The organism is Shewanella donghaensis (genome assembly GCF_007567505.1).
In the GTDB taxonomy this organism is placed as follows: domain Bacteria; phylum Pseudomonadota; class Gammaproteobacteria; order Enterobacterales; family Shewanellaceae; genus Shewanella; species Shewanella donghaensis.
In genome coordinates this window covers 1,215,116-1,234,216 of the sequence record NZ_CP041783.1, presented here as the reverse complement: position 1 = coordinate 1,234,216, position 19,101 = coordinate 1,215,116, and the positions used below count along the sequence as shown (strand labels likewise).

The following is a 19,101-nucleotide window of genomic DNA, read 5'->3' as shown; positions in this document are numbered from 1 at the left end:
ACATGTGAATTCAGATAAGTAAGCCTGTTACTCAGCTTGTTCTTCTGTTGATTCAGCTTCCGCAGCGATTTTTTTTTGCTCTTCTTCTAACGCCATTTTTTCTCGAACAGCCTTAGAGATATAGCCAACTTTTGGGTTCTTCTCTGGATTATCTGGGTTAATTTTGTTTAGTCTTGCTTTAGCCCGCTTCGCGGTCTTCTTAATCATCAGTTGTTTTCTGTTCATGAGACTTTGTAACTCTTTTAAACAGTGCCACAAGGACACGATTTTGAAAATAAAATTAGCTGATAAGTGAAATAGCTAAATATATCGAATACGCTAAGTTTAGCTTAAACTACTATGTGTATATAGCTTAACTGTGTTATTTATTGATCTAATGCGCTTCTTAGGGGCATTCTTATCAATCCCACAACATTTTTGTTAATAATTACGATTAAACTTCAGTTTGTCTTCTTCTGTGGCGCCATCATTACATTCGCCACGAATTTCGCCTCTGCCTTCACTGACATTGCGATGTAAAATCATATAGCCTTCCTTGCAGTATCCGTTCATATCAAGGGTTTTATTTAATCCCATATCGACCTGAAGGCTCCACATTTCTAAGAAGTCTGCTCGGCGTTCTTGCTCTATAGCGTAGCTACGGGCATCTTGCTTACGACGGTTAACTCGTTGTTGGTGAGGTAATGGATCTTCAATACCACGATCGGTCGCTCCGGCTACTTTGGCTCTATAGGTAAATAGCTTTATGCCATCACCCTTGATGGAGGTAGAAAATGTGTCTCGATATTTACCAGCAAATAACTCAGGGTCTGGGGCTTTTGCAGCACACGCAGATAGTAATATTAAACAGGTAAACAGTAATGAAGGTTTGAGCACTGTTTTTATCCTTTTGACTGCTTTATTTTTTAGGTCATTAATACAAAAATGACACGTTCTAGTTGCAGTTATCTATTAACCTTTTTATTCCGTAGTGATAAAAATGGTCGGTCATGCTTCACGGTTAAATTGACGCTACTGGCTTAGCACTTCTACAGCCAGTAACCTGTCAAGTCATACTCGTGTTTATTCGCAGCACTCTTTATCAGTAACATTCTTGAATTAGTAAAGTTCTGTATTAGCACGGCTCTTTATGCGTATTTTTTTGACAAATAAGCAATGATATCACCTGATTCATACATCCATTGTGTCTGACCATCTTTTTCAATTTTCAAACAAGGGACTTTTAAATGACCGCCTTCGCTAACAAGTTGTTGCTTATTGGTTTCTTGTTTTGCATCAACAGTGGTGATGTTTAAACCTTGACTGCGAATAGCACGACGAACTTTGACGCAAAAAGGGCAGGCAGCATATTGATATAGTGCTAATGATTTTGTTTGTTCATCGACTTTAGCCTGTTCTGCAATCGGGCGTTGTAGCTTCTTTGGAGGGAACACAAAGTTAAGTAATAAGATTATACGGCCAAGAATCCAACGAATGACAAACATACAACTTCCTTTAAGTATCAGTTTTTAATGATTTAATCATTTACAACATGGATGCTGAAAGTTATCAGCATTTGAATTTGCCATAGTTTACGTGATGTTTATCACAGATAACAGCTCTGTTATATAGCTGTTTTAATCCTAAGGTTAGGTTCAGTGTGCTTTTGTTGATACACGCACTAATTAGCATCTAGCGTTAATGTCGCCAGCGCATCGGTTTGATCCATATGAACTCGGCTTTCAAGTAAAAATATTCTGCTTGGTTCTATCATTGCTTGTTCAACAAGGTAGGTTTTCACCGCTTTTGCACGTTGTTGCGCAAGATCTCCGAGCTTTGCTTCGGTTATATTTTGATTATTTACAGTAAAGTTATATAACGCGATATACCAACGGGTTTGCAAGTCTTCCTGAGTTATTTCAGGGTTTTCCTGCTTAATGGTTTGCTGGATTAATAGCGGATCAAGTTGTAATTCAGTTTGATAAAGTACGACTAAAGCCTCAGCTAAAGCACCTTGCTGTGGATAGTTACTTGCACTTAAGTCTGCGGGTAAACTTTCAATGGGTAGCTGTGCTATTTCAGCTAGCTTGGCGTGCAGCGTTTTGACTTGTAAAGCTTGTTGGTCACTGGCTAGATTTACTCCGCCTTTAACGTTTAACATGAGTAGTGGACGGTCATTAAGGGCGTTGGCAAGGGTTGATAATGTGGTTTGTTGTTCGTCATTAATTACCGCTTCACCAAATTCAAAGCTAACTTTATCCATTTCTTCATCACCACCGACTAAACCAGCTAATAGAGAAAAAGGAGCAGTAATTGCTTTTGTGATGACGTTGGTAATGGCGGTCATAACAATACTACCGATACTGAAACTAGGTGAGTCCAAGTCACCATCGACGTCAACTCCTAGATCGATAACTCCGTGTCGGTCTTGTAATAATGCTATCGCTAATGTGATCGGTAGTGAGGTCGCTAAAGAGCTATCCGTTGGCTTACCTAACTTTAATTGGTCAATGACTAAGTGGTTACTACCAACCAGCTGATTGTCTTCGAGTTGATATTTAAGCGCCAACGAAAGCTGTCCTTTATCAATGTAATAACCCGCATAAGTGCCTGAGTAAGGGTTAATTGAAGTGAGCTCTACTTTGTTAAAGGCTAAATTCAAATCCAGATAAGGGTTTGCTAATAATGGGTTGAGATCGCCCTTTAATGTTACTGGCGCATACTTATCAATTTTACCCGCTAAGTCTACCGATGCTCTCGTGTCAGGGTTGGTAGATAGTTGGGTTATTTCGCCATTAAGTTGCTCAATACCGGAGGCAAAGTTTGGTGTTAATGAGTTATCAGCAAAAAAAGCAGAGCTGTCTTTGAACGCTATTTTATTAATGCTGAGTTTGAAAGATTCAGACTCTGTAGCCGTTTCTGCTTCAGCGGCATTTGTGGCCGTTGTTATTTGCGTTGCAACGTCAGGAGACTCTTGAGGTGACTTATCTGCAGCGTCTTGCCCTTCATGACTTTGCTTTGGAGTCACAATTAAGTCGGCAATATTAGTGCTTCTGTCTTCAGAAATAATTAAACGACTAAAAAGAGTATCAAACAGGATTTGATCAATCGATAAGGACTTGGCTGTTTTATCAAATATAAGCTCATTAATGGTCATCGCTTGCCAATTTAATAATGGCTGTTTAATCAGATTATCTTTGATTTTTAAATCGATAACTGAGGCTTCACCGTTATAGACTAACTTATCTTCTGCATCAGCACTGACATGACCTTTTGTATGAAATAAGCCTGACTCTAAGGTGATGTTCATGAAAGGGGAAATATATGGCTGTAACTTGACTAAGTTGACATTGTTGTAATCGATGTCAGCCTCTAAAGTCACCATGTTGGCATCAAATACCCCAGTTGAGTCAAAGCGGCTTTGGTTATTGATATCGACACCAAACTGATAGTTGATTGGCACTGATAAGTCCGATTTTATTTGCTCGGAAGAGAAAGTGAGCCCAGATAATAACCAATAGTTTTCTACCTTATTAGCCACACTTTCGGTTGCTTCAATTTTGTATTCGCTCAGGGTTAACTTGTTCAACGTCACTAACCACGGGGAAGCTTCTGTGGTGCTGTGTGTTTTGTTCTCTGTTGCCTTATCTGATGAAGTTGCTTTATCTTCGTTATGGTTCATCCCTAAAATATCAGCGAGTTGTTCTAATCTTGGAGAGAAAAGCTTCACAAGGTTGATTTTTTCAGGTTCGACGGTTAGCCAGAAATCAGCATTGTTAGTTTGTAGTTCATCAATCAATAATTCCCGCTGTGAAGTCGATACATTAATGCCATCAAGTGCGATTAAGCCAATAGAGGCGATGTTTCTATGGCTATCTTTGGCGTTAATATGTTCAATACTGAAACGTGTATTAGCCAGAGTTGTTTCTATCGGTTGTTCTTTTGACGCTTGATTTAATGAAAACTCAGCATGCAGATTGATGTCGGCTGATGTTAGTGTCGCTTCAAATAAGCTATCCACTAAATTCCAATAGGGAGTAGCTGACAGAGTGTTGACATCAAGTTGACCATTAAGTACTAAAGGATCCAGTTGAATTTGACCATTTAAAGCCACTTTCCCGGTTTGATTATCATCAAGGGTAAAAGAAAATTTATTGGATTCAGGTGAAGTATTTAATTGAGCCGCTGTACTAAATTGTTCAAGCGTCGCTTTAATATTGTCATAGCTTAAGCTGGTATCAGTTACATCATCACGCACATTTAATGTGGCATTTGTGAAGCTAAAAGTATTGATATTAAGATTAATGGCTTGTTCATTGTTATCTTGTGGCGGATTTGACTCAGGTTGCTGCGTGGTATTTTGGGCAATGGTGGTTAATATATCGGAGAAATTAAATGCATATGGCGTTTTAGACGATGTTTCCTTTGCTGATAACGAGTTAAATCGAGTCAATGCGAGGTTTGTGCCGTCAATGGTTAGGTAATCTAGCGATATATCAAGATTGAAAATTGATTGCCACACCATGATATCTGTCGAAACATGATTTATATGCACAAAAGGGGATGTAGAGTCTGCCTCTGCAATATTAATATTCTCTATACTCAATTCAAAGCTGAATGGATTGACCTTAATCGCTTCGATGCTAACTTGCCTGCCTAACAATGTAGATAGACTTTTAGGCGCTTGTTTTATTGCGATAAACGGTACTATCAAACCTAAGAGGATAATAAACAATAGATATAAAACTGAACACGTTATAGCGACTTTTTGATATCGAGGACGGTTGCTGAATGCTAACTTAATCGTGTTTAATGGTGATTTCATAAAGAGTGAGCCTATCGCTGAATAACGGCCATGTTAACAAATAGAGTTGAGATTTAGACATTTTACCGAATTATAGGTTCAGTTACTTGTGTGTTTTAATAAAATTTTACAATTTTTCTTCATCCGAGTTTTTAAATGGACAAAAGCGCTATTACAATTTAAGCTGATGTATTAATAACCATTTTATAATGGTGCTTTAAGTGCGCTTATGTAAAATAATCTCTAATGTTAAACATATGTAGATATTTTCGAGCTCTATAAGCATCTGAAAAATCATTTATAAAGTCATTTATCATTGTTGAAAATGACTGCGCACTATTTTTCAAGGACGCATGGATGCAAATACGACTCGCTTCAGAACTCGATCTTGATGTTTTGGTCAATCTCTTCGATGACTACAGACAAAGCTTAGGCTTTAAATCTGAACCTAAAAAGTGTCGCAATTTTGTCAAAACACGATTAGTCGAAAATGATTCAATGATTCTTATCGCTTTGGAAGATAGTGAAGCGTTGGGCTTTGTTCAGCTTTACCCATCTTATTCTTCTTTATTACTTAAATCGGTTTGGTATTTTGATGATGTCTTTGTTGAAGATAAATTTCGAGGTAAAGGGATTGCAACGGAACTGATTAACAAAGCCAAGGCTCTAGCGCTAGGCACTGAAGTATTATTGGTTAAGCGAACTAAAGTGGTCAACAATGAAGCCGATCAAACGTTAACTAATATGACAGAGACAGAAGGGATGTATTTTTACCATTCAGACCTTTAGTCATAAATATTAGTATTATTGCTAGCTAGCCCCCTAGTATCTAACCTTTGGAAATTGATAAAATGCCAAAGGTTTTTTTATGTCTGAGGATTTTAGATTGAACAAGAGTTTAATAGTGAATGTCATTGCAGCTATATTAGTTGCAGTAGGGCATTTTTTTGATTTAACAGTGGTCTTTACTATTGGTTTATTTGCATTATCAGGCGCAATAACAAATTGGCTTGCTGTGCATATGTTATTTGAAAAAGTACCCGGTTTATATGGGTCTGGTGTGATCCCATCTCGCTTCGAAGAATTTAAAGCTGGGATTAAGCATTTAATGATGGAGCAATTTTTTACTCAAGAAAATATAGATCGATTACTGACAGAAAACGCCAGTTCAGCAATCGACTTAAGCCCAGTTATTGATAAGGTGGATCTGGAACCGTCATTTGATGCCTTGATTACTACCGTTGAGCAATCTTCATTTGGTGGCATGCTAGCGATGTTTGGTGGTACGGAGGCATTAATCCCTTTAAAAGAGCCATTCATTGAAAAAATGAAGTTATCACTTACAGAACTGACTCAAAGTGAGGCGTTTAACCAAATTCTCATCGATGAGTTAGAGCAGCCAAGTGTGATGGCTGATTTGCAAGAAAAAGTCGCTAATATTGTTGAGCAACGTTTAAATGAGTTAACACCTGAAATGGTTAAAGATATTATCCAGGATATGATCAGAAAGCACTTAGGCTGGCTAGTGGTTTGGGGCGGAGTATTTGGTGGTTTAATCGGTGCTATAGCGGCGTTAATCCAAGCTTAACTACTGTAAATTGCTCTGTGTCTATATCGACAACAAGGTTAATTTCCTCTATTTTTAATCTAACAACACAGAAAATCAGCCAAGGAGTGCCTATGTCTCAGCATCATAAAGTTAACTATTTAGAGATACCAGTTAAAGATTTGACGATGACAAAAGCCTTTTTTACTGATGCATTTGGTTGGCACTTTAAAGACTATGGCCCCGAATATAGCTGCTTCTTAGATGTTGGTATTGATGGCGGTTTTTATCTTGCGGAGCAGAGCTTTAATGTGAGTCGCGGTAGCCCACTGATTGTGCTTTATAGCCAATGCTTAGAAACCAGTGAGCGAAAAATTTTAGCCGCTGGTGGCAAGATAGTTAAGGATATCTTTAGCTTCCCCGGTGGCAAACGTTTTCATTTTGCTGATATTAATGGCAATGAGTTTGCTGTGTGGTCTGAATAGTGAGTTCAATTGAACCTGCTCTGCTTATTCGAAACCCTTGTGTTGCTAATTGCTGTTTAGATGAAACTGATGTTTGTCTCGGTTGTCATAGGACTTATGCTGAAATTCTTGCTTGGCATAAAATGAGCGAGCTGGAAAAGGTGACCTTAGTTGATGCGTTAATTGTTAGGGCTATCGAAAGAAAGCGTAACTAATATTGATAGATATAACCAAGTAATGAGTTAAAAGTTAAGCTTTCAACTTAACAGGACTGTTTGCAAAAAAGCGACAGTCCTTTTTATTTATGCTTTCTATTTAACTTAAATCAACTGGGATTAAATTAGCTTATTACATTAGCATCAGCATCAGCATCAGCATTAGATAAGCAGATAATTATCATTGTTCTAGTTCAGTTTTATAAAGCTTGAAACCTCGAGCGGTATAATTTTTTAAGGCACTGGGGTGATCTAAAGAGCAGGTATGTACTGAAACTCGCTTTGTACCCACTAAAGACCAAGCCTGTTCAATGGCTTGGGTGAGTAAGTAGCCACCCATTCCAAGCCCAATAAACCTTGTCCCCAACCCAAAGTACATGATTTCAACATTGCCTTCAGATTGCTGTTGCAGTTCAAAGTAACCTGCTGGTGAACCTTGGAAATAGCCGACATATAAATGTAAATCTGCGGCTTCGCTATACTCCTGCCACTGCACATCTGTCCATGACAACTTGTCTGTCCATTCCCAAGCGCTGCCCACAAACTGATATAAGAACTTATTGAATTCAAATTGCTGTTTTTGAGCTTTAACGATTGTTAGCTCTTTGGGATCTGATTTAGCATTTAACTGCTCAAGCGAAAGCATTTCAAGGTGAAAAATGGAAACTGATGACATAGTGACTTTATAGTGGCCGAATTTATATAAGTAGTTTAACGCTAAAGCAGAATCATTTAAAACTCAGATTAATTGGGAAATACAATTATCCATAAAAAAGCCATCTAATATATAGATGGCTTTTAAAGAACTTATGTATTAATTAGTAGGCACTATCATGAACGTTTTTAACCGCACGTCCTGATGGGTCGTTGATACCTTGTAAGCTTTCATCCCAAAGTAAGGCTTCTGGAGTTGAACAAGCAACTGTCTTGCCACCAGGTACTGTTTCTGCGGCGCTTTGAAGTGGGAAGAACTCTTCAAAGAAACAACGGTAGTAATAGGCTTCTTTAGATTCTGGCGTGTTGTACGGGAATCTAAATTTTGCGTTAGCAAGCTGCAAGTCATCAACTTTCTCTGCAGCGATCTCTTTAAGTCCATCAATCCATGAATAACCAACACCATCGCTGAACTGCTCTTTTTGACGCCATACTACTTCATGGGGAAGAGCATGTTCAAAAGCTTCGCGTAATATGTTCTTTTCAATGCGGCCATCTTTTGACATTTTAGCTTCAGGGTTAATGCGCATTGCCACATCCATGAACTCTTTGTCTAGGAATGGAACACGTGCTTCTAATCCCCAAGCTGCCATTGCTTTGTTGGCTCGAAGACAATCAAACAAATGTAATTTATCTAATTTTCTGACTAATTCTTCATGGAATGCTTGTGCATTTGGCGCTTTATGGAAATATAAGTAACCACCAAATAACTCATCAGCGCCTTCTCCTGACAGTACCATTTTAATGCCCATGGCTTTAATCTTACGGGCCATTAAATACATTGGTGTTGCAGCACGAATCGTAGTCACATCATAAGTTTCTAAGTGGTAAATCACTTCTTTAATCGCATCTAAGCCTTCTTGGAAGGTAAAGTGGATTTCGTGATGAATCGTACCAATGTTATCAGCCACTTTTTTAGCCGCGATTAAATCTGGTGCGCCTTCAAGACCGACAGCAAATGAATGCAGTTGTGGCCACCAAGCGTCAGTTTCACTGTCGTTCTCGATGCGGTGTTTGGCATATGTTTGAGTGATTGCAGAGATAACAGATGAATCTAAGCCGCCAGATAATAATACGCCGTATGGCACATCAGACATTAATTGACGTTTAACAGCTGCTTCAAGTGCGTCACGCAATTCTTCTTTACTAGCAGGGTTATCCTTTACTGCATCATAATCACGCCATTCGCGGTAATAGTATTGCGTTAAGTCAGCATCTTCTGAATAATGGTAATGACCAGGTTTGAATTCTTCAACGGTTTTACAAACTGGCATTAACGCTTTCATTTCAGAGGCAATATAGTAGTTACCTGAGCTATCACGACCAGTATATAAAGGGATTATACCCATGTGATCACGGCCAATTAGGAATGCATCTTGAGCTTTATCATAAAGAACAAAAGCAAAAATACCGTTTAACTTATCTAAAAAGTCGACACCATATTCTTGGTAAAGTGCCAATATCACTTCACAATCAGAATTGGTTTTATAGGTGTATTTATCGCCTAAATCAGCTTTAAGTTGTTTGTGGTTATAAATTTCGCCGTTAACGGCTAATACGACATTGCCATCTTCGCTAAGTAAAGGCTGTGCGCCATGATCCACGTCGACAATGGCGAGTCTTTCATGTGCCAAAATTGCTTTATCATCAGCGTAAACACCGGACCAGTCTGGGCCGCGGTGACGTAATAGCTTAGACATTTCTAAAGCCACTTGACGCAATTCTTTAGCGTCTGATTGGATATCTAAAATCGAAAATATTGAACACATAATGTGGCTCCAGCAAATATCGTGTTAAGTCAGTAAGTTAAGCCCAGCTTAGGATTTAAGTTACGAACTTAAATTTGTAAACATAAGAATCTGTATCTGGAACTTACTTTGACAGCATTTTTCTCAAGGTTCAAACTTATTTTTTGAGTTATTCTTAATAAATAGAGGTTTTAATGGCGACAAAGTTGTTTTTAATGCCGTTGTTTTTGAGTATTCTTTATTAATATTGGGTATTTGTTGGTGGATCTACATTTTATCTGGTTAAATCGCGCTTAAATTTTTGATTATGGAATCAGATTTGATTAAAGGACTAACGGCAAATACATAGTAGTTATGATTGTTTTTTATACAAAAATACCGCTTTATTTTCATAAAGCGGTATCCCGACTTTTTTACTTTAATCGTTAATGGCTGATTTGCATCGTTGGCAATTAACTAGCTGTTATGAATATTAAATAACAAGACTATTATTTGCTTGTGTCAGTCTTAGCAGGTCTAAGGCTATTGAACTCTGAACCAGCATAATAGCCGGGCCAGTCTTGGCTATTCGCTAGTACTTCTGCAGCTTGATAGTAAACGGTTAAATCTTGTAATGCGCCAGATAAATCCCACTCTTCACGGTAGTGATCGCAAACACTGTGATAACAGCCTTTCATGAGCTTTTTCATATTCTCTTTATAGGCTGCAGTATTGTCATCTAAAGGAATACCGCCACCGCCGGCAAATACTGCTGGCACGCCAAGTTTTGCGAAGCTGAAATGATCTGAGCGGAAAAATCCACCCGATGCTGGGTTACGTTCACGGGTTGCTGTACGGTTTTGTGTTTTTGCTGCATCAATGAGATAAGTTTCTAATTCAGATTGGCCTTTACCAACAATGGTATAATCTTGAGTTTTACCATATACGTTAGTGCTATCTAAATTAAAGACAGCAACGGTTTTGTCGATAGGATAAATTGGATTGGCTGCATAGTAGCGAGAACCTAAAAGGCCTTGTTCTTCACCTGTTGTAGCGATGAAGGTGAGTGAACGTTGTAAGCCGTTACCTTGTTTAGCTTGAGCTGAAAATTGTCGTGCAATTTCCATTATCCCAGCTGTTCCTGATGCATTATCAAGTGCGCCGTTATAAATATTGTCACCGTCTTTTGTTGGGTCCATGCCTATATGATCCCAATGTGCAGTGAAAAGTAGATGTTCACTTTCAGCATTACCGCCTGGTAATGTGGCAACAACATTGTAGCTATCGGCATATTCAGCTTTGCTGGTAAAGGCAATATCAGCTGTTTGTTCAAGATCAATGTGTATCGCGCTATCGGCGGCTCGAGCCATTAAAGCATCGAGTTCAAATCCAGATTTTTTGAAAAGTGCAGTCGCACTTTCCATTGTCATCCAGCCTTCAACATCAATACGTTCATCTTGTACTTCTTTGCTGAAAACGAGATCTTGTTGAGCACCTGTCCAGCTGTTTTCTACCACGGACCAAGGATAAGACGCTGGCGCAGTATCATGAATAATGATGGCCCCTAATGCACCTTGGCGGCTTGCTTCTTCAAACTTGTAACTCCAGCGGCCATAGTAAGTCATGGCTTTGCCATTAAACTTATTTGACTCAGGATGTGCAAAGCCAGGATCATTGACTAATATGACGGCAATTTTTCCAGCCATGTCTATGCCATCATAGTCATTCCATTGATACTCTGGGGCATTAACACCGTAACCGACGAACACTAATGGTGCATTGCTAATGTCTACTCCACCTTTATCATGGCGAGTGCCTAATACAATGTCTTGGCGATATTGAAGCGGTAAACCAGCTAAAGTCACTGACTGCTGCTCACTGGCGATATAGCTGACCATAGGTACTGGCTGCAAAAAACTGCCTTTGTAAGCACCTTGTAAGCCCATTTTTTCAAAAGCACTTGTTAGGTAGTCTAAAGTTAACTTTTCACCGTGAGTTGTCGGTGCTCGACCTTCAAATTTATCCGATGAAAGTGTTTTTATATCTTCTCTGAAGCGGGCTTCATCAAAAATGACTTTAGTCATTATTGGTTTTTCAATTTGGCTTTGTTGAACACTTGTTCCGTCAGAGCTCTGAGGGCTGCAGGCACTTAATAAGGTTAGTGCACATATCGGAAGTAGCTTTTTCATAGGTAATATTCCTATTGTTATCGTTTTTATTTTTATGATTACAGCAGTGTTGTTTTTTGATCAGTTATTAAAATACAAAGACTTTTTAATATCAGAAATCTCTTATAAAAGTAACTCATTCAATTAGCTATAAATATGTGTGTAGGCGCATAATGAATCAAGCCTATGCATCAAACAAGAGCATAGGCTTGAAATTATGTTACCTAATGTTAACCATGGGAAATAATGACCGACGAATAGTGTTGCAGTAGCTGAATTTAGTGAGCTTTGAAAGGGTCATAAGATTAAACCACATCAATGTCACCAGCACATTTAAACACATGATTAGGTCTAAAAGGTTCTTTATCAATATCTGCAAATTGGCTTACGCCACTGGTCACTAGGATAGTTTCTAAGCCAGCTTGAAACCCTGCAAGAATGTCAGTGCGCATGTTGTCGCCGATGATTATGGTATTCTCTGAGTGACCTTTTATGTGATTAAGTGCTGAACGAATAATCCATGAACTTGGCTTACCCACATAAAATGGTTTTTTACCAGTAATACGCTCTATTGGAGCACATAAAGCGCCACATGCAGGACTGTAAGCTGGACCGTGGGTATCGGGGTTGGTGGCAATAAAACGCGCTCCCTCCGCAATAAACTTCGATGCTTTATGGATCATATCCCAGTTAAATGAGCGTGTTTCTCCCACAATCACAAAATCAGGATTTATATCAGTAATGGTAAAGCCTGCATTATAAAGTTCATGGGTTAGGGCGCCTTCACCAATAACATAAGCTTTACTGCCGGTTTGATGCTTTAAGAAATCAGCTGTCGCCATGGCAGAAGTGTAAAAACAGGTTTCAGGTACCTTAATTCCTGCCGCACCCAACCTATTTTGTAAATCTTTTCCTGTTTGAACTGGGTAATTGGTAAGAATTACCAGTGGATTTCCCTGCTCAAGAATTCTATGAATGAATTTATCACTTCCTGGTATTAGCTTGTTATCGTGCAGTAAAACGCCATCAATATCACAGATAATATTTTTCATTCACTAACCTCATCGCTAAATAATTTATATCACTAAAAACAATCAATTTGCTGTTAATTCATACAAGCATACTTTGTCATAAAAATCATCTTGAGAAGGACTAAGTTGTGAGTATAAAAGGGTCTATTTAAAGAATATTCGTCTTTTTAAAGTGGCATGATTTATTTAGGTACAACGATAAAAAGTTACTTACTGGTTTATGGCATAAACCGACGTCGACAATGACCCCGACATTTTTTAGAATACATACTCGAGCTGTTATTAGCTTTGCTCATTGAATTTATGCACTTATTGATTGTTGTTTATTTCTCTAGCCTATGTGCTTAGTGTTTATAATTTGGGATAAGTAACGCCGCCTGTATTGCTTATTTGGAGCTCAGGCTTTACTTAGCCAGTGATAAGTTCAAAAGGCTATTCTCGCCATTAAATAAATAGCGCCATCATATTTATAACGTAAAACTTTAGATAGACCCTAAAAGTTAGATACAAGGGAAACCCTAAGGCTTAACTATTTAATCTTTGCTATAACCGTCTTGCAGTTAAGTTATAGCGCAGGAGTAACTAGCTCTTTACATTTCTTTAACTTATCTTGACGTTATCATACTGTTAATTCATTTATGCTATAAAAATCAATGACACGTTGGAAAATTAACATAAAAATGTGTGATAAATCACATCCAGCGAATAATAATGACAGCAGTAGGGAACACTAATGAAATATCATAAGCGCCATTTAAATGTATTGGCACTCCTCGTTACGATAACCTTGGCACTGCAAGCGTGTGGTTCAGATGATAGTACTAGCTTACCAACTGATGAAATCGTCAATCCTCCAACCAGCACCCCACCTGCAACACTCCCAGATCCTGTTTTAGGCGAATTTGTAGCATTTGGCCCAAGTGAAGTTATTCGAATTGCTGATAGTGAAGCTGGTTTTATCGCCGATATAGACAGTGGTGATCGTTTTGGCCGTGATCACGATAATGCCGGTGATATTAATGGTGATGGTATTAGTGATTTAGTGGTGGGTGCCCGCTCTGATGACGATGGCGCGATAGATGCGGGCGCTGTGTATATTCTATTTATGAACCAGGACGGCACCGTAGCGGCAAATCAAAAAATCTCCATGCTACAAGGCAATTTTTTAGGCACCTTAGATGGTGGCGATTTCTTTGGTTATGGCGTTGCTGGCATAGGTGATTACGACGGCGATACTATTCCTGATATCGCTGTATCAGCGCCTGCTGCCAGTATACCTGCTATTTATATTCTACACCTCAATAGCGATGGCACAGTTAAATCCATGGTTAAAAATGGCGGCGTTGTGGCCCAAGGGTTGAGCGCTGTAGGGGATCTCAATCAGGACGGTAAAATCGATTTAGTGGCCGCCCAACCCAGTACTGTTGATGGTGGCAGCATTCAACTGTTATTTTTCGATGCAAATTCTGAGCTCATTGATAATGATATCGTCACCATAGGCAGTAATATGGGGGGCTTTGGTGATGGGTTAACTGCCAATGATAGTTTTGGCGGTCGAGAGTCTGCGTTACTTGGGGATCTTGATAAAAATGGTACTCAAGAGCTCGCAGTCGGTGCATTTGAGTCAGACAATGGTATGGGAGCTATTTGGATTTTGTCGCTTGATAGTGACACTTATGAGGTTGTTGATAAGCTAAAAATTGCCCCAGGTCTAGCAGGTTTTGATGAAACCATTCCCTTAGATTCAAATCCCAATGGCACTGCTGGTGGACATTTTGGCCATGCCTTAGTGGCCGCGGGTGATTTAAATGGTGATGGTGTAGCCGATTTGATCACTGGCGCAAATCAATATGGCGCAGGGGTAGGGTATGTGTTGTATTTAAACTCTGATAAAAGCGTTAAATCTTATAGCCGCATTAATGAAACCGAGGGCGGCTTTGATTTATCTTTAGACTCAGAAGAACGTTTTAGCCGCTCAATGTCATTGGTAGATACTAATAGAGATCAGGGCACTATTACTGTCAACATGGGCGGCGGCGCAGGTGTGTCAGGGGCAATATATGCCTTAAGCTTTCAAGCATGTGATTTTAGCATTGAAGCTGAAAATACATTTTGGAGTGAAGGTAATACACTGTTTTCTAACTGGGACCATGGTAGTCAAACCGTAACCGATGTATTAAATTTTGAGCAATGTAGCGTTAAAGCCTTTGAATATAATGGTGCCAATATAACGGCCAAAGCACAGGATGGCCGCTGCATAATTAAAGATGCTAGCGCAGTATTGAGTATTAGCGACGAAGGCAGTCAAGCTTATAGCCGACAATGCCTATGAACAGTATAACGACTTAGTGAAAGGGCTTAATCAAAGCATCGTCTCATTAAGGGTTTGGCTGACATTGGGGCAAACCCTTATGTGATATTGCAATGCTCGAAGCATGAACTGTTCTTGCATTGCTGAACTGATAAGTATCGTGTTGTGAATTGTTGAATTGTTGAATTGTTATTAAATTGGCTCATAGAATTCTTGCACTTGTTGATTGTTGTTTATTTCTCTAGACCATGTTTTCCAATCAACACTTCTTCCTGGAAATACGAATTTGGTGAACGGCCAGATATTTTTGAGCCATTTTTTAACCGTGTTATAGAGTTCATCTTCCAAATCAACACTATCCTCCCTAATCCAAAAATAGACTTCGCAGTCGTAATTTTGCGATCGGCTTGGATCGATATACACAGAACCAAGACATCGAGTATTTGACTTATTAAATACTGAATATGCAAATGCTTCTCTTGCGTTAAATTCTTGCTGGTGGATGGCTAAGCTGGCGGTATTTTCTTCAAGTGTCATGGTGTCTTCAGGCCAAATGGAACTTGGGCCAAAAAAACATTTCAAGCGTTTTAGGCTTGACATAACAGCATCAAAATCTTGTTGAGTTACATTGGGTGCAAGTTCGCATAAGCTAAAATGTTCGGTGTTTAACGTCAGTGGGATATTGAAGGTATTAGGGATAAATGAAGTAGACATAGATGAGAGACTCCTAATGAGATAATATTTAAAGCTTCAATATTTTAAATATCAAAAATTGAAGTGAGATGTTTATCATTTTGCTATCCCACTCCAAGACTTACTTAAGAATACCTTTGGGCTTATTCGTTAACTATTTTAATTTGTTGTAGAGATGAAACATCGATATGGGTTTGGAAGTAATACTTCCCTGAATATTTGCCGTTTGAATTGAAGTATATTTTGACTCGTTTAGCTTCACCGGTCACTTCTATGGTTTTATTAATGAAGTAAGTTTCTGGAGTGGTACCGTATTGTTTAATGAAAGCACTTGTGACTTGAGGATAAATCGCAATGGTGATATTTCTTCTATCACGGTAGTCATCTTCAGTATTTAAGTAAGTGAACTCCCGTTTAACGCCTGAAGCTTTTATCGGTAAATGAAAAACACCTTTTACACCAAGCCCTGCGGATGCTCTTTCTTCACTTAGTGTAATAATGTCCATCACTTGGGTTTTATCGAAGTGGGGTATTTCACTCTGAGTGGAGGAGCATGCGCTCATAAATAATATGAATACGACTGTTAAATATTTCAAGTTACGACTTCCTTGTTAGTTTGCCTATCATCCGTTTGATTCGGCGCTTGTAGTGAATATGATAAACCTTGGTTTATTTTATGCTGCATATAAATAACATGAAAAAATGAAGTAATAAATGGATTTAACCAAAGGGGGTCGCCTTTGTTAGCGCCTGAAATGCAGTTAATGTGATTCCTAACCATAAATATCCACACCATATCAAAAACAGTAGAGATCAGATGAATACCAATGGAGCCTTTTAATATGAGAGGGTCGTGAAAATTGACAATGGCGTAAATCAGGCTGCTTAATGCCATGGCAAACAGAACTATTGCAATCCCCATGAACGTGGTCGATATTTTCAGTTGGGTATTGTGATTTATTTGAGTTGAAAACTGATAAAGCTTATAGATAAAATATATCCCAAAAGTTAACACACTCAGGACGAGTGTTTTAACGACTGAATCTGCTTTGAAAACGTGTTTAAAATCCATTTTAATAAATTCCTTCCAGCGAAGCTGCTTTCTTATTGCTATTTCTTAAAGCGCAGAGGATATTCTTGATGCCGAGTATGTTGATCTGCTTGCTTACAAGCGACAATAAACCCAATAAGTGAACGCCATCAGCATACAGTTTACCAGCCAGATCGTTGCGAGTTATTGATTCTTTGGACTTTCAGCATGAGCGAAGCTTTTGATAAAAGCAGTGACAGTGATGGCAATAACCAGCACTAAAAATATTGTAGAGCCGATAAAATCCTGTTCGATGATGTTGTAAACCAATCCAAGAAGCGTAATAGCGGTAATCACTAAGTAACGTCTTTTATTCGATAATTTATCCATAAATATTGCTGAAATTCCTTTTCAAACATTTAATGAAGCACACTATGTGGCGTAAAATATCACCATATTAGTTGGTAGGCAAATACGAGATAAAAACTACAGAAAATTGAATTGAAAATGACTTAAGGATGAATCAATGATGCTTGGTTTTAAATATGTATACCTGACTGAAAGGGCGGTTAGTACAAGTTTTGAACAAAAAAAGAGGCTGTTAAGCCTCTTTTATGGGTATTTACTATGTTTGTAGTGGCATAGTTAGTTTAATAAAAAATCATTCTCATTAACACTCAACGATATTTACCGCTAAACCACCTTTGGCAGTTTCTTTATATTTACTGCGCATATCTTTGCCTGTATCCATCATGGTTTTAATGACTTTATCTAGGCTGACTTTATGATTTCCATCTCCGCGAAGTGCCATACGTGAAGCATTAATGGCTTTAATTGCGCCCATGGCATTACGTTCAATACAAGGCACTTGTACTAAGCCGCCAACAGGATCGCAGGTTAAACCTAAGTTATGTTCCATACCGATTTCGGCAGCATTCTCTACGTGCTCAACCGTACCGCCCATAATTTCAGTGAGTGCACCAGCCGCCATTGAACAGGCAACGCCGACTTCACCTTGGCAACCCACTTCAGCGCCAGAAATCGAAGCATTCTTTTTGTATAAAATACCAATTGCGGCTGCAGTTAATAAAAAGCGGCAACACACTTCAATATCCACTTCTTGCACGAAGGTGTGGTAGTAGCATAAAACCGCAGGAATAATCCCTGCAGCGCCATTGGTCGGTGCGGTAACAACGCGATCGCCAGCGGCATTTTGCTCATTAACAGATAATGCGAATAAATCGACCCAGTCCATAGCGGTTAATGGGTCATTGTTATTGCGCCCTTCAGCTTGTAAACGGCGATATAGTGCAGGCGCACGACGACGAAGCTTTAAACCACCAGGTAACATGCCTTCTTTTTGGTAGCCACGTTCAATGCAGTCTTTCATGGTTTGCCAGATATCCCACAAACCTTGTTTAACATCTGCCTCAGTGGCAATACTTAGCTCGTTTGACATCATCAGTGATGAAATACTTAAGCCATTTTCACCGCAAAGTTCGAGTAATTGAGCCGCTGAGTCAAAATCATAAGGGGCAGACTTAATTGGCGCTGCAGGTGAGGCGTCACGTTGAGTGATTTCATCTTCATCTAGAATAAAGCCGCCACCAACGGAATAATAAGTGCGCTCATAGATGCATTCGCCTTTGGCAAAAGCATATAAGGTCATGGCATTTGCATGAGCAGGTAAGCTTTTACGGCGATGATAAGTCACACCATTGTCACGGGTGAACTTAACTAAGCGTCCATCTGCAATTTTGAGTGTTTGCGAAGTGGAGACTTGTTCAAGAATGGCATCAATAGCATCGGTATCGACCGTGTCAGGTGCTTCGCCCATTAAACCAAGAATGACCGCTTTACCGGTACCGTGTCCTTTACCTGTTTGGCCTAGGGAGCCAAATAGTTGAGACTGTAATTCATCAGTTTGTTGCAACAAGCCGTGATCGCTCAAGTGCTGCATAAATAATTTACCCGCTTTCATCGGGCCTACGGTATGGGAGCTTGATGGCCCAATACCGATTTTGAACATATCAAATACGCTAATCATTGTTATCAACCTTTTAATCAGTTTTTATTATTTTAGTCGTTTATATTTTTTTGGTGCTTAATTCTATAATTTTCATCAATTGATTTTTGATGCTGTATTTTTGGCCAAGTACTCATAAGGGGTCGGTTTATGAGGGTTTTAACTAGGAAATTTAAAATATAGCGGCATAATGGAGTTAAATTGAGAGGGTTAATTCGCAGTTAACACTGATTATGCAGAAGTCATTAATATCTGACTTACTGTATTTTATATGATCTCTGTCCTAGTTTAGGCTTATGCAGATCTATTTCATTTGAAGCATTTGATAGCAGTATCCCATACTTTTTATTAGATGCTTCATTAGATTTTCTTATGCATCACGATTCAGATTAG

The 19,101-nt window shown here is 38.9% G+C and carries 18 protein-coding genes; 5 read left to right on the top strand and 13 right to left on the bottom strand.

Features of this window, described 5'->3' with window-relative positions; translation table 11 throughout:
- Positions 1–27: 27 nt before the first annotated feature.
- From FPK91_RS05220 to FPK91_RS05205, 4 genes are all read right to left on the bottom strand, one after another.
- Positions 28–207 (bottom strand): DUF2986 domain-containing protein, encoded by a 180-nt coding sequence (locus FPK91_RS05220; protein WP_405127337.1) that lies wholly within the window; start codon positions 205–207, stop codon positions 28–30.
- Positions 208–420: 213 nt separating this feature from the next.
- The gene (locus FPK91_RS05215) at positions 421–876 is read right to left on the bottom strand and encodes a hypothetical protein (protein WP_144208970.1); all 456 of its coding nucleotides are present in this window, start codon (positions 874–876) and stop codon (positions 421–423) included.
- Positions 877–1,127: 251 nt separating this feature from the next.
- On the bottom strand, positions 1,128–1,484 hold the full coding sequence (locus FPK91_RS05210; protein WP_144208967.1) for a glutathione S-transferase N-terminal domain-containing protein: 357 nt from the start codon (positions 1,482–1,484) through the stop codon (positions 1,128–1,130).
- 176 nt (positions 1,485–1,660) lie between these two features.
- Positions 1,661–4,804 (bottom strand): DUF748 domain-containing protein, encoded by a 3,144-nt coding sequence (locus FPK91_RS05205; RefSeq protein ID WP_144208964.1) that lies wholly within the window; start codon positions 4,802–4,804, stop codon positions 1,661–1,663.
- Positions 4,805–5,140: 336 nt separating this feature from the next.
- Here FPK91_RS05205 and FPK91_RS05200 point away from each other — a divergent pair, with 336 nt between their 5' ends.
- The 4 genes from FPK91_RS05200 to FPK91_RS05185 all read left to right on the top strand — a co-directional run bounded on the left by FPK91_RS05200 (position 5,141) and on the right by FPK91_RS05185 (position 7,008).
- Complete coding sequence (locus FPK91_RS05200) at positions 5,141–5,572, top strand: GNAT family N-acetyltransferase (protein WP_144208961.1); 432 nt, start codon at positions 5,141–5,143, stop codon at positions 5,570–5,572.
- A 97-nt stretch (positions 5,573–5,669) separates the two neighbouring features.
- Entirely contained in the window at positions 5,670–6,371 is a 702-nt protein-coding gene (locus FPK91_RS05195; RefSeq protein WP_144214157.1) for a DUF445 domain-containing protein, read from the top strand.
- A gap of 92 nt (positions 6,372–6,463) precedes the next feature.
- Positions 6,464–6,814: a VOC family protein gene (locus FPK91_RS05190; RefSeq protein ID WP_144208959.1), complete on the top strand. Its 351-nt coding sequence runs from the start codon at positions 6,464–6,466 to the stop codon at positions 6,812–6,814.
- Complete coding sequence (locus tag FPK91_RS05185) at positions 6,814–7,008, top strand: DUF1289 domain-containing protein (RefSeq protein WP_227006690.1); 195 nt, start codon at positions 6,814–6,816, stop codon at positions 7,006–7,008. The genes FPK91_RS05190 and FPK91_RS05185 overlap by 1 nt, the downstream gene beginning before the upstream one ends.
- A gap of 181 nt (positions 7,009–7,189) precedes the next feature.
- Here the strand turns inward: FPK91_RS05185 and FPK91_RS05180 are convergent, their stop codons facing one another.
- From FPK91_RS05180 to FPK91_RS05165, 4 genes are all read right to left on the bottom strand, one after another.
- Positions 7,190–7,684 (bottom strand): GNAT family N-acetyltransferase, encoded by a 495-nt coding sequence (locus tag FPK91_RS05180; protein ID WP_144208956.1) that lies wholly within the window; start codon positions 7,682–7,684, stop codon positions 7,190–7,192.
- A gap of 142 nt (positions 7,685–7,826) precedes the next feature.
- Positions 7,827–9,491 carry an asparagine synthase B gene (gene asnB / locus FPK91_RS05175; protein ID WP_144208953.1) on the bottom strand — a complete coding sequence of 555 codons (1,665 nt, stop codon included), beginning with the start codon at positions 9,489–9,491 and terminating at the stop codon, positions 7,827–7,829.
- A 467-nt stretch (positions 9,492–9,958) separates the two neighbouring features.
- Positions 9,959–11,638, bottom strand: a complete 1,680-nt coding sequence (locus FPK91_RS05170; RefSeq protein ID WP_144208950.1) for a M28 family metallopeptidase — start codon at positions 11,636–11,638, stop codon at positions 9,959–9,961.
- 284 nt (positions 11,639–11,922) lie between these two features.
- Positions 11,923–12,669: an HAD-IIA family hydrolase gene (locus FPK91_RS05165; protein ID WP_144208947.1), complete on the bottom strand. Its 747-nt coding sequence runs from the start codon at positions 12,667–12,669 to the stop codon at positions 11,923–11,925.
- Positions 12,670–13,381: 712 nt separating this feature from the next.
- Here FPK91_RS05165 and FPK91_RS05160 point away from each other — a divergent pair.
- Positions 13,382–14,980 (top strand): FG-GAP repeat protein, encoded by a 1,599-nt coding sequence (locus FPK91_RS05160; protein ID WP_144208944.1) that lies wholly within the window; start codon positions 13,382–13,384, stop codon positions 14,978–14,980.
- Positions 14,981–15,151: 171 nt separating this feature from the next.
- On the opposite strand, the gene FPK91_RS05155 is transcribed toward FPK91_RS05160, so the two are convergent.
- From FPK91_RS05155 to FPK91_RS05135, 5 genes are all read right to left on the bottom strand, one after another.
- Positions 15,152–15,673, bottom strand: a complete 522-nt coding sequence (locus FPK91_RS05155) for an SMI1/KNR4 family protein (RefSeq protein ID WP_144208941.1) — start codon at positions 15,671–15,673, stop codon at positions 15,152–15,154.
- Between the two features lie 122 nt (positions 15,674–15,795).
- The gene (locus FPK91_RS05150) at positions 15,796–16,248 is read right to left on the bottom strand and encodes a hypothetical protein (RefSeq protein WP_144208938.1); all 453 of its coding nucleotides are present in this window, start codon (positions 16,246–16,248) and stop codon (positions 15,796–15,798) included.
- On the bottom strand, positions 16,245–16,724 hold the full coding sequence (locus tag FPK91_RS05145) for a DUF4234 domain-containing protein (protein WP_144208934.1): 480 nt from the start codon (positions 16,722–16,724) through the stop codon (positions 16,245–16,247). Before FPK91_RS05145 ends, FPK91_RS05150 begins: the two co-directional genes overlap by 4 nt.
- A 162-nt stretch (positions 16,725–16,886) precedes the next feature.
- Entirely contained in the window at positions 16,887–17,072 is a 186-nt protein-coding gene (locus tag FPK91_RS05140) for a hypothetical protein (protein WP_144208931.1), read from the bottom strand.
- Between the two features lie 280 nt (positions 17,073–17,352).
- On the bottom strand, positions 17,353–18,729 hold the full coding sequence (locus tag FPK91_RS05135; protein WP_144208928.1) for an L-serine ammonia-lyase: 1,377 nt from the start codon (positions 18,727–18,729) through the stop codon (positions 17,353–17,355).
- Positions 18,730–19,101: the final 372 nt, after the last annotated feature.